Source organism: Thermococcus sp. 101 C5, from assembly GCF_009372125.1.
Taxonomy (GTDB): domain Archaea; phylum Methanobacteriota_B; class Thermococci; order Thermococcales; family Thermococcaceae; genus Thermococcus_A; species Thermococcus_A bergensis.
The window spans coordinates 24,402-43,796 of sequence record NZ_WHIZ01000007.1 but is presented as its reverse complement, the minus strand read 5'-3'; the positions used below and the strand labels follow the sequence as shown (position 1 = coordinate 43,796).

The 19,395-nt window shown below is 42.7% G+C and carries 21 protein-coding genes; 15 read left to right on the top strand and 6 right to left on the bottom strand.

Translation table 11 applies throughout. From position 1 onward, the window contains the following. Positions 1 to 189: 189 nt before the first annotated feature. Together GBV73_RS02000 and GBV73_RS01995 are read left to right on the top strand one after the other, a co-directional pair. Complete coding sequence (locus tag GBV73_RS02000) at positions 190 to 1,443, top strand: hypothetical protein (RefSeq protein WP_042701426.1); 1,254 nt, start codon at positions 190 to 192, stop codon at positions 1,441 to 1,443. Between the two features lie 5 nt (positions 1,444 to 1,448). Further along, complete coding sequence (locus GBV73_RS01995; protein ID WP_042701429.1) at positions 1,449 to 2,129, top strand: fibrillarin-like rRNA/tRNA 2'-O-methyltransferase; 681 nt, start codon at positions 1,449 to 1,451, stop codon at positions 2,127 to 2,129. 54 nt (positions 2,130 to 2,183) lie between these two features. On the opposite strand, the gene eno is transcribed toward GBV73_RS01995, so the two are convergent. Then, positions 2,184 to 3,476, bottom strand: coding sequence for a phosphopyruvate hydratase (gene eno, locus GBV73_RS01990; protein WP_152878900.1), 1,293 nt, complete (start codon positions 3,474 to 3,476; stop codon positions 2,184 to 2,186). A gap of 276 nt (positions 3,477 to 3,752) precedes the next feature. Between eno and GBV73_RS01985 the strand changes: the two genes are divergently transcribed. Beyond that, a complete protein-coding gene (locus GBV73_RS01985) occupies positions 3,753 to 4,106 on the top strand; it encodes a hypothetical protein (RefSeq protein ID WP_152878894.1) in 354 nt (117 codons plus the stop codon). 27 nt (positions 4,107 to 4,133) lie between these two features. Here GBV73_RS01985 and GBV73_RS01980 read toward each other — a convergent pair whose 3' ends face one another. The 3 genes from GBV73_RS01980 to GBV73_RS01970 all read right to left on the bottom strand — a co-directional run bounded on the left by GBV73_RS01980 (position 4,134) and on the right by GBV73_RS01970 (position 6,665). Beyond that, positions 4,134 to 5,042 carry a hypothetical protein gene (locus GBV73_RS01980; protein WP_042701462.1) on the bottom strand — a complete coding sequence of 303 codons (909 nt, stop codon included), beginning with the start codon at positions 5,040 to 5,042 and terminating at the stop codon, positions 4,134 to 4,136. Between the two features lie 182 nt (positions 5,043 to 5,224). Then, positions 5,225 to 6,508 carry a sodium:solute symporter gene (locus GBV73_RS01975; RefSeq protein WP_152878893.1) on the bottom strand — a complete coding sequence of 428 codons (1,284 nt, stop codon included), beginning with the start codon at positions 6,506 to 6,508 and terminating at the stop codon, positions 5,225 to 5,227. Beyond that, positions 6,477 to 6,665 carry a hypothetical protein gene (locus GBV73_RS01970; protein WP_042702265.1) on the bottom strand — a complete coding sequence of 63 codons (189 nt, stop codon included), beginning with the start codon at positions 6,663 to 6,665 and terminating at the stop codon, positions 6,477 to 6,479. Before GBV73_RS01970 ends, GBV73_RS01975 begins: the two co-directional genes overlap by 32 nt. Before the next feature lie 347 nt (positions 6,666 to 7,012). Between GBV73_RS01970 and GBV73_RS01965 the strand changes: the two genes are divergently transcribed. The 12 genes from GBV73_RS01965 (at position 7,013) to GBV73_RS01910 (ending at position 18,057) form a co-directional block, all read left to right on the top strand. Beyond that, positions 7,013 to 7,339 carry a helix-turn-helix domain-containing protein gene (locus GBV73_RS01965; protein WP_371716974.1) on the top strand — a complete coding sequence of 109 codons (327 nt, stop codon included), beginning with the start codon at positions 7,013 to 7,015 and terminating at the stop codon, positions 7,337 to 7,339. Between the two features lie 10 nt (positions 7,340 to 7,349). Continuing rightward, positions 7,350 to 8,312: a class I SAM-dependent methyltransferase gene (locus GBV73_RS01960; protein ID WP_152878892.1), complete on the top strand. Its 963-nt coding sequence runs from the start codon at positions 7,350 to 7,352 to the stop codon at positions 8,310 to 8,312. Positions 8,313 to 8,501: 189 nt separating this feature from the next. Next, complete coding sequence (locus GBV73_RS01955) at positions 8,502 to 9,101, top strand: archaellin/type IV pilin N-terminal domain-containing protein (protein WP_152878891.1); 600 nt, start codon at positions 8,502 to 8,504, stop codon at positions 9,099 to 9,101. Between the two features lie 63 nt (positions 9,102 to 9,164). Next, positions 9,165 to 9,665 (top strand): flagella accessory protein C, encoded by a 501-nt coding sequence (locus GBV73_RS01950; RefSeq protein WP_152878890.1) that lies wholly within the window; start codon positions 9,165 to 9,167, stop codon positions 9,663 to 9,665. After that, positions 9,662 to 10,489: a FlaD/FlaE family flagellar protein gene (locus GBV73_RS01945; protein ID WP_152878889.1), complete on the top strand. Its 828-nt coding sequence runs from the start codon at positions 9,662 to 9,664 to the stop codon at positions 10,487 to 10,489. Before GBV73_RS01950 ends, GBV73_RS01945 begins: the two co-directional genes overlap by 4 nt. Before the next feature lie 10 nt (positions 10,490 to 10,499). Then, positions 10,500 to 11,015 carry a hypothetical protein gene (locus GBV73_RS01940; RefSeq protein ID WP_152878888.1) on the top strand — a complete coding sequence of 172 codons (516 nt, stop codon included), beginning with the start codon at positions 10,500 to 10,502 and terminating at the stop codon, positions 11,013 to 11,015. A 9-nt stretch (positions 11,016 to 11,024) separates the two neighbouring features. Continuing rightward, entirely contained in the window at positions 11,025 to 11,465 is a 441-nt protein-coding gene (locus tag GBV73_RS01935; RefSeq protein ID WP_152878887.1) for a flagellar protein G, read from the top strand. Between the two features lie 2 nt (positions 11,466 to 11,467). Next, a complete protein-coding gene (locus GBV73_RS01930) occupies positions 11,468 to 12,166 on the top strand; it encodes an ATPase domain-containing protein (protein ID WP_371716976.1) in 699 nt (232 codons plus the stop codon). A 1-nt stretch (position 12,167) separates the two neighbouring features. Continuing rightward, complete coding sequence (locus GBV73_RS01925) at positions 12,168 to 13,793, top strand: type II/IV secretion system ATPase subunit (protein ID WP_152878885.1); 1,626 nt, start codon at positions 12,168 to 12,170, stop codon at positions 13,791 to 13,793. 9 nt (positions 13,794 to 13,802) lie between these two features. Continuing rightward, positions 13,803 to 15,512, top strand: a complete 1,710-nt coding sequence (gene flaJ, locus GBV73_RS01920) for an archaellar assembly protein FlaJ (RefSeq protein ID WP_152878884.1) — start codon at positions 13,803 to 13,805, stop codon at positions 15,510 to 15,512. After that, positions 15,509 to 17,431 carry a hypothetical protein gene (locus GBV73_RS01915; protein ID WP_152878883.1) on the top strand — a complete coding sequence of 641 codons (1,923 nt, stop codon included), beginning with the start codon at positions 15,509 to 15,511 and terminating at the stop codon, positions 17,429 to 17,431. Before flaJ ends, GBV73_RS01915 begins: the two co-directional genes overlap by 4 nt. Before the next feature lie 5 nt (positions 17,432 to 17,436). Beyond that, on the top strand, positions 17,437 to 18,057 hold the full coding sequence (locus GBV73_RS01910) for a DUF257 family protein (protein WP_152878882.1): 621 nt from the start codon (positions 17,437 to 17,439) through the stop codon (positions 18,055 to 18,057). On the opposite strand, the gene GBV73_RS01905 is transcribed toward GBV73_RS01910, so the two are convergent. Both GBV73_RS01905 and GBV73_RS01900 read right to left on the bottom strand, forming a co-directional pair. Beyond that, the gene (locus GBV73_RS01905) at positions 18,054 to 18,929 is read right to left on the bottom strand and encodes an AEC family transporter (RefSeq protein WP_152878881.1); all 876 of its coding nucleotides are present in this window, start codon (positions 18,927 to 18,929) and stop codon (positions 18,054 to 18,056) included. The genes GBV73_RS01910 and GBV73_RS01905 overlap by 4 nt on opposite strands. A gap of 45 nt (positions 18,930 to 18,974) precedes the next feature. Then, positions 18,975 to 19,394, bottom strand: coding sequence for a hypothetical protein (locus GBV73_RS01900; RefSeq protein ID WP_042701469.1), 420 nt, complete (start codon positions 19,392 to 19,394; stop codon positions 18,975 to 18,977). Position 19,395 lies beyond the last annotated feature (1 nt).

Genomic DNA, 19,395 nt, shown 5'->3' with positions numbered 1-19,395 from the left:
TAATGTGTTATGGTCTGAAAATCCTCCTCAGAGTCAAATACTGTTTAAATAACAGGGGGTGAAACTAAACACGCCCCGGTAAATGTGTAATATTTTTTCGACAATGAGCGATAAAGCCACGTCACGGAATATGTTTAAAAACTCAACTCTTTTATACTTCTTCAGCAAAGAATAAAAAAGGTGATGCTCATGAAAGCATACATAAGCGAAAATGTGCAGGGTATCTACGCCTTTGATGAGAACGGCAACCTAGTGGGGAAAAGAATCTTCACGGAGAGGCCAGAAGTTGCACTTGACAAGCTCCTAAAGGGAGATGTTACCGAAGATCTTACCATTCTCCTAGGTGAATTGAAGGAAAAAGGGTACTCAAGTTTTGTGTTCGAACACCCTGAGCTCAGCAGACGTGTGAGAGAGCTCGGCTTCGAGTCTGAATTTGAATTTCCCAACTTAGCCGGAGAGAAACTCAGGGAAAACCCAGAGGAGTTCCTGGGGCAAGAATGGTTCGAAAGATACTTCACAGTAGGAGTAGCCCTAACCAGACTCAGGATACAGGAGCAGAGCGGTGCAAGAGACAAAATGATAATTCAGGCAATAGAAGCTCTAGATGATATTGACAAGGTCGTAAACCTCCTCGTTTCCAGACTGAGAGAGTGGTATTCCCTCCACTTCCCCGAGCTTGATGAGCTTTTACCCAAACACCCGCAGTACGTGAGTTTTGTCAAGAATGTCGGGCACAGAGAGAACATAACAAAGGAGAAGTTGGAATCCCTTGGACTTAGCGAAGAGAAAATAGCGAAAATCCTCGAAGCAAAGGAGAAGACAATGGGAGCATGGATGGACGAAAAGGACCTCAGAGTTATCCAGGACTTAGCGAGAGAAATTGATGATCTTTACAAGCTGAGAAACGAAATAGAGGACTACATCGAGAGGGCAATGGATGACGTTGCTCCAAACTTAAAAGCCCTGGTTGGTGCAAAGCTTGCCGCAAGGCTGATAAGCCTGGCTGGAGGATTAAAAGAGCTCGCAATGATGCCTGCCTCAACAATTCAAGTTCTCGGTGCAGAGAAGGCACTATTCAGACACCTGCGGAGCGGTGCAAAGCCACCAAAGCACGGTGTGATCTATCAGTACCCAGCAATCAACAAGTCCCCATGGTGGCAGAGAGGTAAAATTGCAAGAGCTTTAGCTGGCAAATTGGCAATAGCTGCCAGAGTTGACTACTTCTCAGGAGAGTACATAGCTGAGGAGCTTAAGAAGGAGATTGAAGCCAGAATCAAGGAAATCAAGGAGAAGTACCCCAACCCGCCAAAACGCAAGGAGAAGCCCAAGAAAGAGAAGAAGAAAAAAGAAAAAAGATTCAAAAAGAAGGAAAAGGGGAAGAAATTCAAAGGAAAAGAGAAAGAAAAGAAAAAGAAACACAAAGAGAAGGGTAGGAGGAGGTGAAATAGATGAACGTTAAAAAGCACAAATTCCCTGGCGTTTACATCGTCATCGACGATGACGGGAGCGAGAAGATAGCGACCAAAAACCTAGTGCCCGGTCAGAAGGTTTACGGGGAGAGGGTTATCAAGTGGGAAGGAGAGGAATACAGAATATGGAACCCAAACAGGTCAAAGCTTGGCGCTGCAATCCTTAATGGTCTTAAGAATTTCCCAATAAAGCCCGGGAGCACCGTGCTGTACCTTGGAATAGCAAGCGGTACTACAGCCTCACACGTAAGTGACATCGTTGGATGGGAAGGGAAAATCTTCGGTATAGAGTTCTCGCCAAGAGTCCTTAGAGAGCTAGTTCCCCTTGTAGAGGAGAGAAGAAACATAATACCCATTTTGGGCGATGCAACAAAGCCTGAAGAATACAGAGCTCTGGTGACAAAAGTAGATGTGATCTTTGAAGACGTTGCACAGCCAACGCAGGCCAAGATACTCATAGACAACGCAAAAGCCTACCTCAAGAGCGGCGGCTATGGTATGATCTCCGTCAAGAGCAGAAGTATTGACGTGACAAAAGAGCCCGAAGAAGTGTTCAAAGAAGTCGAGAAGGAGCTCAGCGAATATTTTGAGGTTGTGGAGAGAATCTCCCTGGAGCCATACGAGAAAGACCATGCGCTGATAGTCGTGAGAAAGCCTTGAGCTTTTTCTTCAAAATTTTTCAACGTTTTTTCAAAATTTTAAGAAAGAAAGGAATCAAAGCAATGGGTTCCTGAACTTCTTGCCCGGATAGTAAGCAACTCCCTCAAGCTCTTCCTCGATTCTTAGGAGCTGGTTGTACTTGGCGTTTCTGTCGCTTCTTGCTGGAGCACCGGTCTTAATCTGGCCTGCATTTAGGGCAACGGCTAGATCGGCAATTGTAGCGTCTTCGGTCTCGCCGGAGCGGTGGGATACAACAACTCCATAGCCAGCCCTAAAGGCAAGGTAAGCGGCATCAATAGCTTCGCTGAGTGTTCCAATCTGGTTTACCTTGAGGAGCAGAGCGTTTCCAGCCCCCATCTCGATGCCCTTCTTGAGCCTCTTGACGTTTGTTACGAATATGTCGTCACCTACGAGCTGGACTTTCTTTCCAAGCTCCTTCGTGACCATTGCAAAGCCCTCAAAGTCTTCCTCCTGCACCGGGTCTTCAATTGACAGTATTGGATAGGTTGAGGTAAGCTCCTTGTAGAGGTCGATGAGCTCTTCTCTCGTGTATTCCTTGCCGCCAACAACGTAAACGTTCTTCTCCTCGTCATAAAGCTCGCTTGATGCCACATCAAGGGCAAAGGCAATTTCATCTCCGACTTTGTAACCGCTCTCTTCAATAGCCTTTACAAGGGCATCCAATGGCTCGGTTACTTCTTTCATCGGTGGTGCGAAGCCGCCCTCGTCACCGACGTTAACTGCCAGCTTACCATACTTCTCTATGAGAATCTTCTTTAATGTGTGGTAGGTCTCGCTTACCATTTGAATGGCTTCCCTAAAGCTCTTTGCACCGACGGGCATAATCATGAACTCCTGGAAGTCCAAATCGTTGCCCGCATGTGCGCCTCCGTTGATAACGTTGCTCATTGGAACAGGCAGAACGTAAGCGTTTGCTCCGCCAAGGTATCTGTAGAGAGGCATTCCAAGGGTGTTAGCGGCAGCTTTTGCAACAGCAAGGGAAACACCAAGAATAGCGTTAGCACCGAGGTTGCTCTTGTTCTCCGTGCCATCGAGCTCAACCATGAGCATATCTATGTCTCTCTGAAGTGTGACATCCATTCCAAGAAGTTCAGGAGCGATTATCTTGTTAACGTTCTCAACGGCCCTCTTAACACCTTTTCCGTGGTATCTCTTCCCACCGTCTCTAAGCTCTAGGGCCTCGTGGATTCCCGTTGAGGCACCGCTTGGCACTGCCGCCCTTCCCATCGCAACCGGGGTGTATACATCAACCTCAACTGTTGGGTTTCCTCTTGAGTCGAGAATTTCCCTAGCAACTATTCCAGTAATTTCAAATGGGTTTTCCATTGCTTTCACCTCGGGTGATATTTGAGGTTTCTCTTTAAAGCTTTTTCACAAAACATTAACTTCATCCCCATGGTAGAAGAAGTTAGAAAGGAAGGTCTTGGTTAGGTTCATGATTCCAAACTACAATATGCGTGAATCCATTTCAAAAGAAATGGTAGCTATATGCAGGTAGACTATCCACTAAAGACCCATAAAAAGATAGGGCTAGGAGGGGTTACACAAATAGCTTGTGAATAAGGCCAAAATGATTTATATTTTTCTTGCGTATTCTTTTTGGTGATGTTTGTGAACGGAGGTTTCAAGGCTATACTGTGGGGAGTTTTAGTTGTTAGCATAACGCTCTTGATATCAACCCTAGCTGGGTGGATACCATCAGATTCAAAACTTCCGATCTTTGTTATAATCCTAATGGTGCTACTCCTAATTGCGAGTTACCTCTTCTCACTTATGCCAAGCATAAAAACAGAGACAGCGGAATCTCAAAGTCCTCCACTGAGAATCGAACTAACATTTAAGTCCGGGTTTAATTTTGGTCTTGGACTTTTTGCTGCAGCAGCGCTAATTTACCTAATTTCGCTCATCATCACACTGATGTTGCTAACCACATTAGGCCTAGCTTTTTCATTATGAAAACGTGGCCTCCCAACCCTCAACACATTATTTTATCATCTTGTATATGTGGATTTGAGCCTCTTTCAATGAAATGATATCCCCTATTGGTACGTGTATAATGAGGAATTCGATAGGTACGTTCGTGGGGATGTTCTTAATTAATTTTATCTGATTATTAGTAAATGTGAATCTCCTACTTCCTCCTTTAACTTCGATAATTAAAACCTTCTCGATTTTGAGTATTGGAAGCTCATAATGCTTCTCAAGGTCGCTCCGTTTTATGTTGAATTTATGAATTCTCTTGGTCTTGAAGATAGGGATTAAATGAAAGTCTTTTGTACCTTCAATCTTCCCCAATAATAGCATACAATCAGGAATGTATTGTGAGCCTTCTAATAACTCCCCTAAGGCCTTTTTAAGAGTTAATGTTTTGTTTATGTTCTCCCAAGAAATAAAATACCCACTTGAAATAAGAGCATCAATATCCCTAAATCCTTGGCGATCTTTCCTATTCACCCATACCGGACGGCGTATAATCGGCTCGTTCGGATCCAAGTCTAGAAATATCTCGACCTCAAACACATCATCTTCCTTGTGATAATATCCATCACTCACAACTAAGTATCCTCCCTTGACAGTAGGGGGCAATATCCACTCTGAGAGAGTAGAAACTAACATTTTCCTAGCTATTTTTAATCGCTTCAAAAAGTTTGATCTTTGAAAAGAATAGAAGTCCCTCTCAAAATTGGTATATGGCACCTGAGGAGATAAATAATGAACAATATCATATTGTTTTCTGAGTTCTGGTATTAATTTATTCCACAGATAATTTTGACCAATTAATTCGGCAACAGTACCTTTTATGTTGTTTGCAAGTCCTGTGGGGAGTTCAAAATTCTCAAAACGATCACTAATAAATGCTTTCCCTTTTATTTGTCTCTTCTTTGAAGGCAAGATACCCACCATCTTTAGTTTGGGAGTTTTGGCAAATTAGCTTTTCGTAGTCATATATCTGCAATGATCATCTATTACTATGCATTTCACAAACCTAACTGTATACATTATATTGAGAGAAACTGTTGCAGTCACATTTTCTCCATTAACTGTCCCAATAATGAAAAAATGAGAAAGCCAAATTAAAAGGCATTTTTGAAGTCTTCATCAAGCGGCTCTGGAGAGGTTAAGAGGCTAACAAACACCATGACCACTGCTGAAACAAGGGCTCCGCTTACGTAGATGTACTCCCAGTAGCTGAAGCTCACTACTCCAGTTATTCCTGCAACAGCAGTTAATGCTCCGGCAATCATTCCAAGCAAGGCACCTTCTTTTGTTGCCCTCTTCCAGTAGATGCCCAGTATCAATGGAACAAAGACTCCCGAAGTGTAGATGTCGTAGGAGTATATAAGGAGCTCAACTATTCCCTGAACTGTCAATGCAGCGACAAGGGCTAGGAGACCTATAGCTATTGTAGTCCCGATTGAGAGCTTCAGTAGTTTTTTATCGTCTGCCTCCGGTTCTATAAAGCTCTGATAAACGTCCTTAACCACGTGAGAGGTCGCTGCCGATAACAATGAATCTGCTGTACTCATTACCGCTGCAAGGATTGCAGCCACAAATATCGCTCCCACTCCGCTTCCAAAAACAGTGATTACAAGTTTTGGAACTGCTGTCTTTGGTGAGTCTATTATCGCTTGAGGGTCACTTGAAAGAGCCAGTGCAAGCATTCCTGCAAGGGCTGGGAGGAAAGATAACGCCATAAGCAGAATTCCAGCGTAAATTGCTCCCATTCTTGCAGTCTTCTCGTCCTTAGAGGCAAAGAGCCTCTGGTAAAAATCCTGTCCTATCAATGTGTACATCACCGTTGCCGCTAACGTCAGGGCAAAGAGCGAAACTCCCAGTGACATGAAGTTGAAGTACTCCCCAGATGCCTGAGGTAGGTTTGGAATTGATGCAAGACTCGTCCTTAATCCTTCAAAGCCACCCACTTTGCTCAGCCCAAGCACCACTGCAACTGTCACGCCAATGCTTCCAAGTATCACCTGAATGAAATCCGTCAGTGCCACAGCCCATAACCCTGAGAAAGCCGTGTACGCTATGAAAATCAACGTGGCAAATACTGCTCCTGCAGTTCCCGGCAATCCTATAGCTTCAAACACTGCCGATGCTGCCCACACCTGCGCCCCAAGTATGCCAACAAGGGCTAAAAGTGACAGCACTGCAGCCAAAAGCCTTATTGCTTTACTCTTATATCGCATCTCCAGAACATCCGGGACTGTGTACAGGGCCAGAGCACGCATAGGCTTTGCAAGGGTCAGACCCAAGAGAAGAAGCCCCAATCCACAGGCAAAACCGTACCAGATTCCTCCTAATCCATAGGTGGCTCCCCAGCTAGCTCCTCCTAAGATGAAAGCCACCACCATAGTGAGTGGCTGCCAGAGTTGCGGTTGTTAATGCCAGTCCAAGCCTTCTCCCGGCCACCAAAAAGTCGGCCGAGGTCTTAATGTACTTCCTTGCATACACTGAAACTCCCAGCATTGCTCCCATGTACAAAACAAGTGTCGTCCAAACTACGCTCATTTTTCTGCACCTCTTGAAAGTACAAACCAAAGAGATTTGAAAGATATTTAAAGTTTTTGAGAAAAGAATTGACAAAATGACAAAAGATACCAAAGCAAAGAGTGCCCATCCCTTATAGCTGTCATGCATTGTTAGGCCATAAAATTTGCTGGCAAAAGATTAAGAATACGACAAGAATATTGAAATAAGATTAGCGTAATCCAAAAATTTTAATTAAAATACAATACAAATGTCCAATATATGACACAAGTTACAAAACAAAACCGAAAATCTTAAATATTCTGCAATCCTTATATTACTGGGTGTGATAGGACTAGTATTATTAATTTTTCTAGGGGGTGAGATCAGTGGGGCTAATAATTGACCCGCACGTATTACGATCATTACACAGAAGCGAGCTAAGGAAGAGGATACTCTTTTATCTAAACGAGATTTATCCTTCTGGGACTTATCTTTCGGAGATTGCCAGGATTGTCAGATCTGATACCTCAAACGTAAGGGGTGCCCTTGTTGGTATGGGTAACAGATACAATGGAGAAAGCTCTCTCGTTTATCTTGGGCTTGTTGAAGAGGTCAATCAAAACGGTTTTCGGTACTACAGGTTAACCGAATACGGAAAAAAAGTTGTAGAATTTCTAAAAACCTATCAAACCTATTACACCAGATTTATGTGAGGTGCCAAAGATGGAGGATCAAATAAAAAAGTTTGACTTTAATCTGGAAACCCTAATTGATTTCTCTTTCTTTAATGTAATAAAGATAGGTCTTGAATTGGGAGTCTTTAAAAATATTGATAAAGCTAAAACCCTTGAGGAGCTTTTAAATTCAATAGATGTTCAAAATAAACCCTATCTAAAATCACTCCTTAGCACATACTACGATCTCGGCATTATAGAGATTAACGAGATGGGGGTAAGCAGTAAAAAATTCCTGAGGACGTTTCTTATCGAATACGATAAGTTAAAGGATATAATTCCGGAATGGATTCCAATACAGGATAAGATTGTTGAAATGGCTAACTACGCGTTCTTGTCATTCGAAAACTCCAAGGTGATGATGGACTTTGACAAGGATGCAGACTTCTGGGACATTCGACTTTCGAACCCACTCAACACCCTATATCGGGAAATAATAGCCAAGATAGGCAACCTCAGAGATGGTCTTAGGGTTCTTGATTTAGGATGCGGGTCGGTTTCCCCAGTGGAACTCGGAAAATACGTGGGTCCAAACGGTGAATACGTAGGTGTCGACTTCTCCCCGGGACTTTTAAGCATTGCCCGGCAAAGGATAAGAGAGCTCGGCATGGACTGGGTAAGCTTAAAGGAGATAGACATAAGAAACACACTACCAAAGAGAAAGTATGACGTTGTGATAATGAGCTTCGTGCTTGAGTACATCCCGGAGGTGCACCAGACTGTAGTAAAAGCGCTCGATTTCGTCGATGAGGGAGGAAAGCTGATAATAGTGGAGCCCTTCAGAGAAAACTTTGAAAACATAGCCGCCTGGGAGTTCTTTGAAAGGCTAACTAAAGAGTTCCACAAGTTCCCGAGAAAAGCCGATATAGTTGATGCCCTTGAATATTACGGAAAGGAAGCGAGGATAACGGAATACGGTAAGTCCATTCTTGTTCTTGAGCCCCTTTATTGATTTTTCCTATTTTTCCCAACTTGCATTTTTGCTCCTTTACCTTGCCCTCTTTTTATGATTACTACTTGGAGTTAGTAGGTACCTACATATGTACCTACATGTGCAAAAACCAATGTAAAAACAAAAAATTGCTTTATATCCAAACCCTTCTAACATATATTGCAAAACTTCCAACGGAGGTGCCAAGAGATGAAGGAGATTTTTGGTAAGAAGAGGGGTGCCGTTGGTATCGGTACCCTGATAGTGTTCATAGCCACGGTGCTAGTAGCTGCAGTAGCCGCAGCAGTACTCATCAACACCAGCGGCTACCTCCAGCAAAGAGCAGAAGCCACCGGAAGACAAGCAACAAGAGAAGTTGCTAGTGGTTTGAAGATTGATAAGGTTCTCGGATTCAACAGCGGCGGAGCTATTAATAAAATGGCCATCCAAGTCTCCCTGAACGCAGGAAGTGAGCCCGTTGACCTCAACCAGACAAAGATATACATAAACGATGGAACAAACTTCAACATTTACAGCTTAGACCAGACAACCTCCACAGCAACTAACATATCCTCAGCTACTCCCGGCACTGGTAACTTCCAGATTGTTATTGTCCAGGACGCCGATGACTCAGTTACGAATGACAACACACTTACCCCAGGAGACATTGTCTTCCTCGTGGTTTCAGGCCTCTCGCTTGAACCAAGAACCGAGGTCACAATCGAAGTTAGACCAGAGTTCGGTGCCCCCGGATTCACCAAAGTTGTCACTCCACCAGCATACACTAAGACCGTTATAGAGCTCAAGTGACGCCAGCTCTTTTGATTTTTCTTTACATTCTCTTTATTCCACTAACTTTTGGAGGGGCCAGCAATGTCGTTCAGCTATTTGAAAGAGAAGTTCAAGAAAAAGCCAGAAGAACAGAAGGAAGAGGTTAGCAAAAAAGAGGATAAGCTGGAGCTTGCATTAAGTGAACAACCACAAGCAACAGAGGAACAGAAGAAAGAGGAAGAAGAAAGGCTGACCATGGTAATGAACAGGTTAAATGAAATCGAAAACGAGCTCCCGAGAATAAAGGTAAACATCGACACCCTAAAAAGCCAAATTCAGGAGCTCAGGGAAGACATAGAAAAGCTCGACAAGACAATCAAAGACGTTATGATGCTTTATGAGGTCGTCTCCCAGGAGATCAATCCTTTCAGGGACTTAGAGAGCGAGAACCCAATAATGAAAGAAATCCACGAGTTAAAGCAAGAAATTGACGACATTAGAAAGGATATAGCCCAGATAAAAGCTGACCTAAGGCTCCTTGCCTACCACGGTGTTGACCTGGATAGGATAATCTATGAGGCAATTTCGGAGGGAGAAGCATGATCACTGAAAATGAAATAGATGCAAAACTGCAGGAACTCCAAGGGAAAGTGCCAAGCGTCCTCATTAAAGACCTGAGGGACAAGCTGGTTTCAAAGATGGACATACTAACGCCTGAACAGGTTGATGTTATAATAAAGAAGGTGCTTGAGAACTATTCAAGCCAAGTTGAGAGGCTTAAGAGATTAGACAAAAGAATAGAGGAAATAGGAAAGTATCTAGAGGAGATAAGGGAAAAATTATCAGAAAACCGGAGCTCCTTTGAGAGAGTTGAGAATCAGAACACAGGAATCGTAGAAAATTCAACCCACTGGGAGCCACAGAGAATTGAGTTTGAAAGGATTGAACCCCCGAAGGAGGAGAGGGAATTTGAAGAAGAAGGTAAGGGGGAGTTTTCAATGACTGAGGAAATCCAAATCCCTAAGGAAATAAGAGACGTGTTGATAACACCCACAAAAAGCAGGGCAAGATTGGAAAGACTTCCTGATGATGCAGTCTCCACGATGATAGCCTTAAAGTGGCTGGGATTCCTCATAGAGAGAGCTGGAATGCAGAATCTGGAGAATGTGCTCGAGTTTTATTATACGATAGGCTGGATATCCGAAGAAGTCCTTGAAACACTGCTAAAGTATGCAAACGGAACTAGACCTCACCAGAGAGAGCCAAACTGGAAGCCCGACGATAAGCTCACCATTCAGGATCACCTGATATCACTGCTGTTCATTGAAAGATTAAGGGGAACAAGAATAACTCCAGAAGTACTGAACTCCATTGAAAGGGAACTAAAGATGATGAACAAGATATTGGAACATGTTTATGGGGTTTAGGGGATAGGGTATGGGATTCAGCGTATCTGCAAGCTTCGCCGTAATATTCATCGCATCAATCGTGGCGTTTGGAACGCTCTACTTATCCCTCGAAAACAGCTATCTTTCACTGGCAAATTCAGTAGAGGTGTATAAAGAGTCCTTCATAAAGAGGCAAACCTCCAGATTATCCCTTTATGGCTACTCCTACAATGATCCAGGCTCAACTGCCTCGATATACTCCATAACGTTCAACGTTACAAACAACGGCTCTACCCTATCCCCTAAATATTGGAATTTCATTAGGGATGGAAGATTGAAAACCCTAGATGGCTCAACCCTCATCGTCGAAAACAAGCCCTATCTCCTCCCTGGAGAATATATAGCCATTACAACAACCGAGATTAAAGACAGCAACGTTCACAGCTTGGTGATAGCTACCGAAACCGGATGTTCCTTGAAGATAGAATGGAGATGGGTATGGCTAGATCAAAATCAGACAATAGGGGGGCCCTCTATAGTTGGAACCTCATGGTATTGCAACTAGGTGATTATCATGGCAAGTTCAGTGGTTTCAGAGATCATACTCTTCATAGTTTCACTCCTCGTTGCCGCAACGGTAGCAGGAGGGCTTTACGTTGTTACCCAAGACCTAGCCGATGGAATAACGTACCGTGGGACTGCAATAGCCCAAAATCTGAGAACTGACTTCACCGTGATAAACGACCCAGAAAACATTCCAATTTCCAGCGGAGCGTATGTGTTTTACATAAAAAACACCGGAAGTGAAGCGTTCCTTTTCACTCCCGACACAGTGGTAGTTTTCATCGACGGGAACCTTATACCTGCTTCAAATCTTACTTTAAGACCATCATTATTGGCTCCCCATGACGTTGGAGAGTTAAGAATAGCTACCACCCTATCAGCTGGATATCACAAGCTCGTGGTAGTAATTGAAAATGGAAAGCAGAGAGAGTTCATCTTCAAAATAGGGTGATGATCATGGCACATTTGCTGAAAATCCAGATACCTAACGATGAACTCCACAGGAGGCTTGGAGGTGGTATCCCCTCTGGAAGTATAATCCTAATAGAAGGTGATAGGGGTACTGGTAAGTCCATCTTCTCTCAACGTCTCGCTTATGGATTTTTGAGAAACGACGTTTCTGTTAGCTATGTTTCAACCCAGCTCACCACTCCGGAGTTTATAAACCAAATGGAATCGCTCGGCTATAGTATAATCCCCTTTCTGATAAAGAGAAAACTGCTCTTTGTTTCTCTCTATCCCCTCCTTAGCAGCGTTTCTAAGCGAGAAAAATTCCTGCCCAGATTTTTGAGTGAGGAGAGGCTATGGGAAAAGGATGTTATTATCATAGATTCGCTCGCACCCATTCTGCCCCCAAAATTAAATGAAGACTTACTCAGACAGTTTACCGAACATCTCAAAAAGCTCAGTGCCCTAAATAAGGTAATAATACTAACTCTAAGTCCCAACGACATAGAGCCTTCTACCCTCTCCGTACTGGAGGAGATTTCTACAATGCTGATAAGACTCCAAGTCAAGGTCTTTGGTGGGGATCTAAAGAACTCAGCGACCATCGTTAAGTACAACAACGCCATGGGCATTTTCCAGAAGATAATTCCATTTAGAGTCGAACCAAAGGCGGGATTCATCGTAGAGATAGCTGCGGTGGTGTGATATGGCTGAAAGGATCAGTGAAACTCTTGAAACTGCAATGGCAAGAAATCCCCACCTAAGGGAATACGTTGAAGACTTCGTTAGGAAATACGGTAAGATGCCCGAATTTCATGTCCAGCTCAGCAGAGACATGAAGGAGATAAAATACCCAAACATAATATACCCTGTTGGAGATCCAATTTTTGTCCACATTTATGGAGATCCAAAAACCGAGAAGAGGTATATCGTGATAGAACCCCGAATCCAAAATGCAGAGGAAAAGGCAAAGTATGAGTTGGTAAAAGAAAAAATTCTGGAGCTGGCTCCCACCAAGGTCATCCCAGAGGAAAAGGAAGAATTTGAGATATTCTTAGACGAACTCTATAACGAAGCCCTAAAGAAACTCAATGGTAGGGGTTTGTTCTCGAGAAATGGTGTAAAGCTGACTCAAAGAGAGATAGAAAAGTTTAGATATCTGCTGAAGAGGGACATAATTGGTATTGGGCCTCTAGAAGTTTTAATCAGGGACCCATATATTGAGGATATACACATAATCGGTGCCGATTACATTTCCTTAATTCACAAAATCTTTGAGGCACTTCCTACGAACATAACTTTTGAGAGCAATATAGCCCTTGCGGATTACTTTAAGGCATTGAGTGAAAGAATTGGAAGACCGGTAAGCGACAAAAACCCGATTGTTGATGGAACCCTCCCAGATGGTTCAAGAATAAACATCATATACAGCCCAGATGTTAGCATAAAGGGTCCTTCAGCAACAATAAGAAAATTCTCCGCAACGCCTTTGAGTGTTGTCCAGCTTGTAAAATGGAACACACTCTCAGCTGAAATTGCCGCTTATCTGTGGCTTGCCTTGGAGTATGGAATGAGCATCTTTGTGTGTGGTGAAACGGCAAGCGGAAAAACAACGACTTTGAACTCTATTATTCCTTTCATAAAGCCCCAAGCGAAGATATTCACTGCTGAAGATACTCCAGAAGTTGTTGTGCCGCATCCAACATGGCAGAGGCTAACGACAAGAGAAAGAGGGCCTGAGGAGAGCAGAGTAACACTCTTTGACCTTCTTAAAGCTGCATTGAGATCAAGACCTAACTACATTATAGTTGGTGAGATAAGAGGTGCAGAAGGTGCTATAGCATTTCAAGCAATGCAGACCGGACACCCAGTAATGGCGACTTTTCACGCGGGTGATGTCAAGAAGATGATACAGCGTTTCACTGGGCATCCAATAAACGTCCCTGTAACTTTCATAGATAACCTCAACATTGCCCTTTTCCAACAGGCAGTTTACGTAAGAGGGAGATTCCTGAGAAGAGTTCTCAACGTTGTGGAAATAGAGGGCTACTATGAAGAACTCGGAGGAGTTGCTACGAGGAGTGTTTTTGAATGGGATTCAGTCAGCGATAAGCACATCTTCAGAGGAATGAACAACTCCTACATCTTGGAGAGAAAAATAGCGGAAGTAGCTGGCTATGAGGATCCAAAAGACATCTACAACGAGCTGTTTTTGAGGGCAAGGATAATCCAGAGAATGGCAGAGCTGGGAATAACGGACTACTGGGATGTCCATAGGGAGATAAAGAACTTCTACGAAAAGGGCATTCAAGGGTTAAGCTTTAGGCTTTAGGTGGTTAGAATGCCAAAACAAAAAGCCAACATATTCGTGCAGGCAGATCTGGACATGAAAACTTACGTAAGAAAAATATTAATCCCAAGTATAGTGGCTAGTGTAGCCCTTTTTGTTGTCCTCTCGCTTCTCACGACGTTTATCTCAATCTCGTCTATAATCAGAATAGCACTCTACGTGATTCCCCTGCTCCCGCTGATATATGCCGTTATGCACCCCTACTCCGCCGCAAGCGGAAAAAGGGTTAAAATAAACTCAAAGATTCCCTACTTTGTGACGTATTTTGCCGTTCTCTCAACAAGTGAAGTTGGTAGAAACGAGTTAATCTTGAACCTAGCAAAGGAAAAGGTGCTTGAGCCTATTTCCAGAGACATGGAGAAAATTTACTACCTAATAGCGAAGTTCAACAGAGGGATGCCAGAGGCTTTTAGGTTCCTTGCAAAAAGGACGCCAAGCAAAGTATTCTCAGACTTCCTTGAGAGGCTTGCCTATTCCCTTGACAGCGGTGTGGAGTTAAAGGACTACCTGTTGCAAGAACAAAAAATTGTGATGGACGATTACCAGACGTTCTATGAGGGAGCCCTCTATGATTTGGATGTTTTTAAAGAAGTCTACAGCTCACTTATAATCTCCGTGGTGTTTATGGTCACCTTCATCATAATAGGCCCCATAATAACCGGACAAGACTTGGTAACACTGACGATTTTTACGTTCATCTTGGTTATGGTAGTTGAAATCGGAGTTCTTATTCTAATAAAGCACAAAATGCCCGAAGATAGTATATGGGCCAGCAACGCCATGAATGCAGAGAGAAAGGCTAAAGTTATTAGAGGAGCATTAATATCAATTGCCGGAACTGTGGTCGTTGCCCTTTTGTATCTTCTCGTACTGAGAATCAGGTTCAATATCCCAACGGAGATAGCTTTAGCCTTGATTATGAGCCCCTTAGCCTATCTGGGCTATGTTCTCACGAAAGAGGAGGAAAACATTCTGATAAAAGACGAAAACTTCCCAGCATTCATGAGGAGTCTTAGCTCATCTTTAGCAGCAAGTGGAGCATCCATGGCGCTTGTTTTAAAGTACCTCAGCTCCCACGACTTCGGAACATTGACAAAGGATATTAAAAATTTGAATAAGAGGATATCCCTAAAAATAGACGACACGAAATCCTGGAAATATTTTGTCTCAGATACGGGAAGCTGGCTTATAGACATCTTCTCGGATATATTTAGGAAGAGCCTCCATCTTGGAGCGGATCCAGACTACGTGGGAAGGATAATCTCAAACAACTTTGAGAGGATTCTTAGATTAAGAAGGAAAAGAAAACAGAGTGTCGCAAGCTTTAAAGGTGTGATATACGGGGTTACAGGGGCATTTGCTTTCTCAGTTGCAGCCGCATTCCAAGTTGCAGTTTATATGACCCACTTATTCTCCAACATCCAGCTTCAAGGAGAGTTCATTCAGGATATCCTTTTTATACCAAGTGCCGAGGGTCTTCAACTAACCAACTATATTCTGATCTCAATACTCTTGCTGCACTCATTAATCTCGGCATTTTCAATAAAAATCGCAGATGGCGGGCATTTGGGAATAGCCCTCTATTACTTCGTGATACTAGCATGGATGTCCGCTATAGGTCTTTATCTCGGTGAGTTCGTGATGGGGAAGATGATGAGCTTTTCGGGGTTAATACTACCTCTAATGGGGGTGGGACTGTGAAAAAGCTCTTCATAATTTTTCTCTTAATTCTCCTCCTGCCCTATGCAAGTGCACAGTCTGTTTTCACTGGATGGATTAGAGTACCTTCTCAGGTGGGGATAGAAGGGAAGGAGATAGAGCTCAAAGACATTTCATTAGATGGTAGGTTTCTAGTGTTAACCCCTGAAGGAAACTTTTTGGTAACTCCCGGAGAGACTGTAAATTCAAGTATTTATTCCCTTCGTCTCATTTCAGGCTTTGTAAAGGAAGATGGAGGTTATGCAAAGCTGAACATCACATTCCCATACATACTAGAAAATCAAACCCTGCTACTTGGAGATTACAAAATCTCACTAATAAGTGTGAGCGATAAAGGGGCAAGGATAAAGCTGCTGTATAAAAATACGTCAAAGGAAATCCTATACAGTGGTGGAAAAATTGAGTTCAACGAGCTTAGCGGCTCATTCACAATAATGCCAACTATATTTGACGGTTACCTCTACAAGGGGACTAACAAAGAGCTCTATGAGTGGACAGTAAAATTTGAAGACTTCAACATAACGGAAGTCAACGGAGAGCTTAAAGAGTTCGTCAGCATCTCTATAAACGGGAAGGAACACTGGATAGAAGTGGGAAAAACAATAGAAGCTGATGGAATCATAATTGAAGTAAAAGACCTCATTGGGTCAAGTTACGTTAAAGTCACGATAAAACTAAAAGGAGTGTACGCAACGTTATCCATTTCGCCCTCGGTGTATAAAGAGGTGGAAGAAGGAAAAGACACCCAAATAGGGCCATATCTAGTAAGAATTGAAAAGGTATTTTCAGATGGGGCATATGTAACTGTAAGAAACTCCTGTGGAATGATTCTCAAAAGCGGATGGGTATATACAAACACACTAATTTCTTATGGGGGACTTTACATTGGAGTTGAAGGGATAAAAGACCTGAAAACAAAGAAAATTGTAACTTTGGTTGGATCCCTAGAAAATGAAAAAATACCGAAGCCGGAAGCAGATGTTTTTGTAAATGTGTCTCTCTCCACCCCCGAGAGAGCATTGCAGTTTGAACCCTTCAATGCCACTGTAGTAATTAAAAACGAAGGAGAAAAAGACCTTCACTTCGTTGAGATACTCCCCAACCTTACCAATGGATTTAGAATAATAAGCTCCTATCCCGTCTACATCCCGGAACTTAAAGCAAAAGAGAGTATTCGCTTTAACCTAACTATCCTGCCAGAAAACTCCGGACTTCTCAAGTTAGGCTCTATAAAAGTGCGTGGAAATGTACCCTTCCAGCTCTCGTGCAATGGCTACGCCAGAATCTCGTTTTCATCGGAGATCAGATGGATAAATGTTGAAAATGCATCTCCTTACTATCTGCTATCAATCCAAGGTTCTAACGGAAGCATTGGAGAGCTTATTCCTTTAAATATTACTGTTGCGAACAAAGGGAATACACGCGGACCGTTTACACTTACAATTGCCCTGCCAGAGCACTTTGGAATAATAGGAGATAAGCTGACAATCTCTGAAAGATTTGCATATATAACTGATTCTCTAAAGCCTGGAGAAAACAAAACATACAGTTTCTTCCTTATTCCAACAAAAGACGGGGAATTTGAAGTGATTGCAGCGCTCAAAGAGCGTGATTACATAACTAAGAACTCCACCATATTAAAGATTGAGGCTCCTACAAATCTTCAAAACCCCAAAACATCCGAGAAAATCGGAGAAACCGAAACAACATCAAATTCCACAAAAATCGTGGAAACCTACACAAAAACCATCACCCATACAGAAATTAAAAACACCACCATAGAAGTTTTCCCCACAAAACAGAAGCTCCTTTTTGCAGGCGGGGGATTTGTAGGGGGGATGATTTTCATATTGCTGCTAGCTTGGATCGCAGCAAAACTTGAAGAGAGAAGTGGGAGGTGAAAGCCTTGAAATTCAAAAACATTTGGGAATTCCCAAAGTTTGGAGAAACCGTGCTTTTGGAGTATCCATCCTCAGCGCTTCCATACAAAGAACTAGTGGAGCTAATAACCTGGGGCAAAGAAAACAAAATCCCAGTTGTGGTGGATGATGTTCTTGATACCCTCTATGTTTACAAAACCCACATGGAGCTCGCAGATATTGATACTGGGATTTTAGAAGACGTCAAGGTCATCAAAACCGGAGGTCGGTTAGAGGTTGGAAACGTTATAAAGAGATTCCGCGTCAGCGATATAATGTCCCTAATCCAAGAATTCGAGGCAAATTATGAGGCTCTTCTTTCTGAAATGGAACATGCAATTGTCCCAGTGCTTGGGATTGAGAGACTATTTTTGCTTGCAGATTCAAAAATAGAAGTATTGGCTCTGGTAAACATGCTAACAAGATATGCTGGGAGTAGGAGGAGAACCGCATTCTACTTCACTAACGTTGATGTCTTAAAAAATAGTGTCCCTTACGTTGTTCCACTGCTAGAGGAGCTGGCAACAACCGTCCTGCAGATACATAAAAAAGGCGAAGAGATAATTCCCAAAGTCGAAAAATCCATATCTGAGGAGGTGAAAGTTTAAACAAAAGCTCTAAGCACCAAAAACAAGATCAAAACTATTATCGTTAACACGATCGTAACGCCTATTCCCTCTTCCTCTCTAAGCCTGTAGTGGGCTAAAATGGTATTTGCCATTATTGCTGGGGGCATCGATGCCTCAACCAGCACCGCATAGAATATTTCAGGGTTTGTTTTTAGGGTTAAAACTACAAAAACAAACGGTATAGCTATTCTAAACGTCCCCACCTCAAGAAGCTTCCTCCATTCAAACTTCTGGAGGTTTATGCGAGAGCCGAAATAAATCAGGATTAGGGGAATGCTCCACCAACCGAGTTTGTTCATTCCGCTCAGCAGTTGAGAGGGAAGCCTAATCCTAAGCAGTACAAGAGTGAGGGCAAGTATATTGGCACTGGTGGGTGGAAACCTAAGCGCTCTTATGATGCTTTCTCTAAGCGAGGCTTTTCCACTCGAATAATGCGCGGCTATGAAAGTAACTAAGGGGAGGACTATTAAGGTGTTTGTGCTTGCATAGATAATCGCTGGGGTTAAATCATCTAAAAACAGGCTCGCTATCGGGAAACCCATTGCGACTGTGTTTGGATACGTCGAGAGTATCATCAACGCCCCCTGCCACTTTTTATCCTCTACAAAAAACCTCGCATAGAGGAAAGACGCTCCAAGACTGAGGGCAATAACCAAAAAGACATACAGAAAAACAACCTTAATCTCCATCAAATAGGCGATATCCTTCGAGGCAACGTTTGAAAAGACATAGAATGTTAAAAGCACCTGGGATGCAAACTTATTTAAGTAAACAAAAGGCTTCTCAGATTTTATTATCCTCCGAAGGAGTAGTCCAGTACCTATTAAAGCAAGCATTTCGTAAATGTTCATGCTCTTAGATAAAAAGAAGATTTAAAGAATTTTTCGTTTAACTGTTCATTTTCTCCTCTTTTTCAGGTACTCCTCATACAGCCTTCTTAGATCTTCAAGCTCCTCAAGGTCTTCAAAAAACCCGAGCTTTTCGTAAAATGTCTTTAAATTCTCGATGTTCCTAAGTGAGCTCTTAAATTCTTTGGCAAGGACGTTCTCATCAATATTCACACCAAACTCTTCTTTCAATCTTTCTTCGAAATCATCCCTAAGCTCAAAAATATCCTCCCCATGAACTCCAAAAAGCAAATAAGGGATATTAAACAGCTTAAAAGCCGCCAGAAGATATCCAAGTCTTTCTAAGTCTGGTTTATTGGATGAGGGTATGTAAAGGTACTCAAGTTTTTCATTAAAATAAACCACAAGGTACCATGATTCCGGAGATAGGGGGAACATTTCTGCCTTTTCCTTCCTTACTCTTCCCATG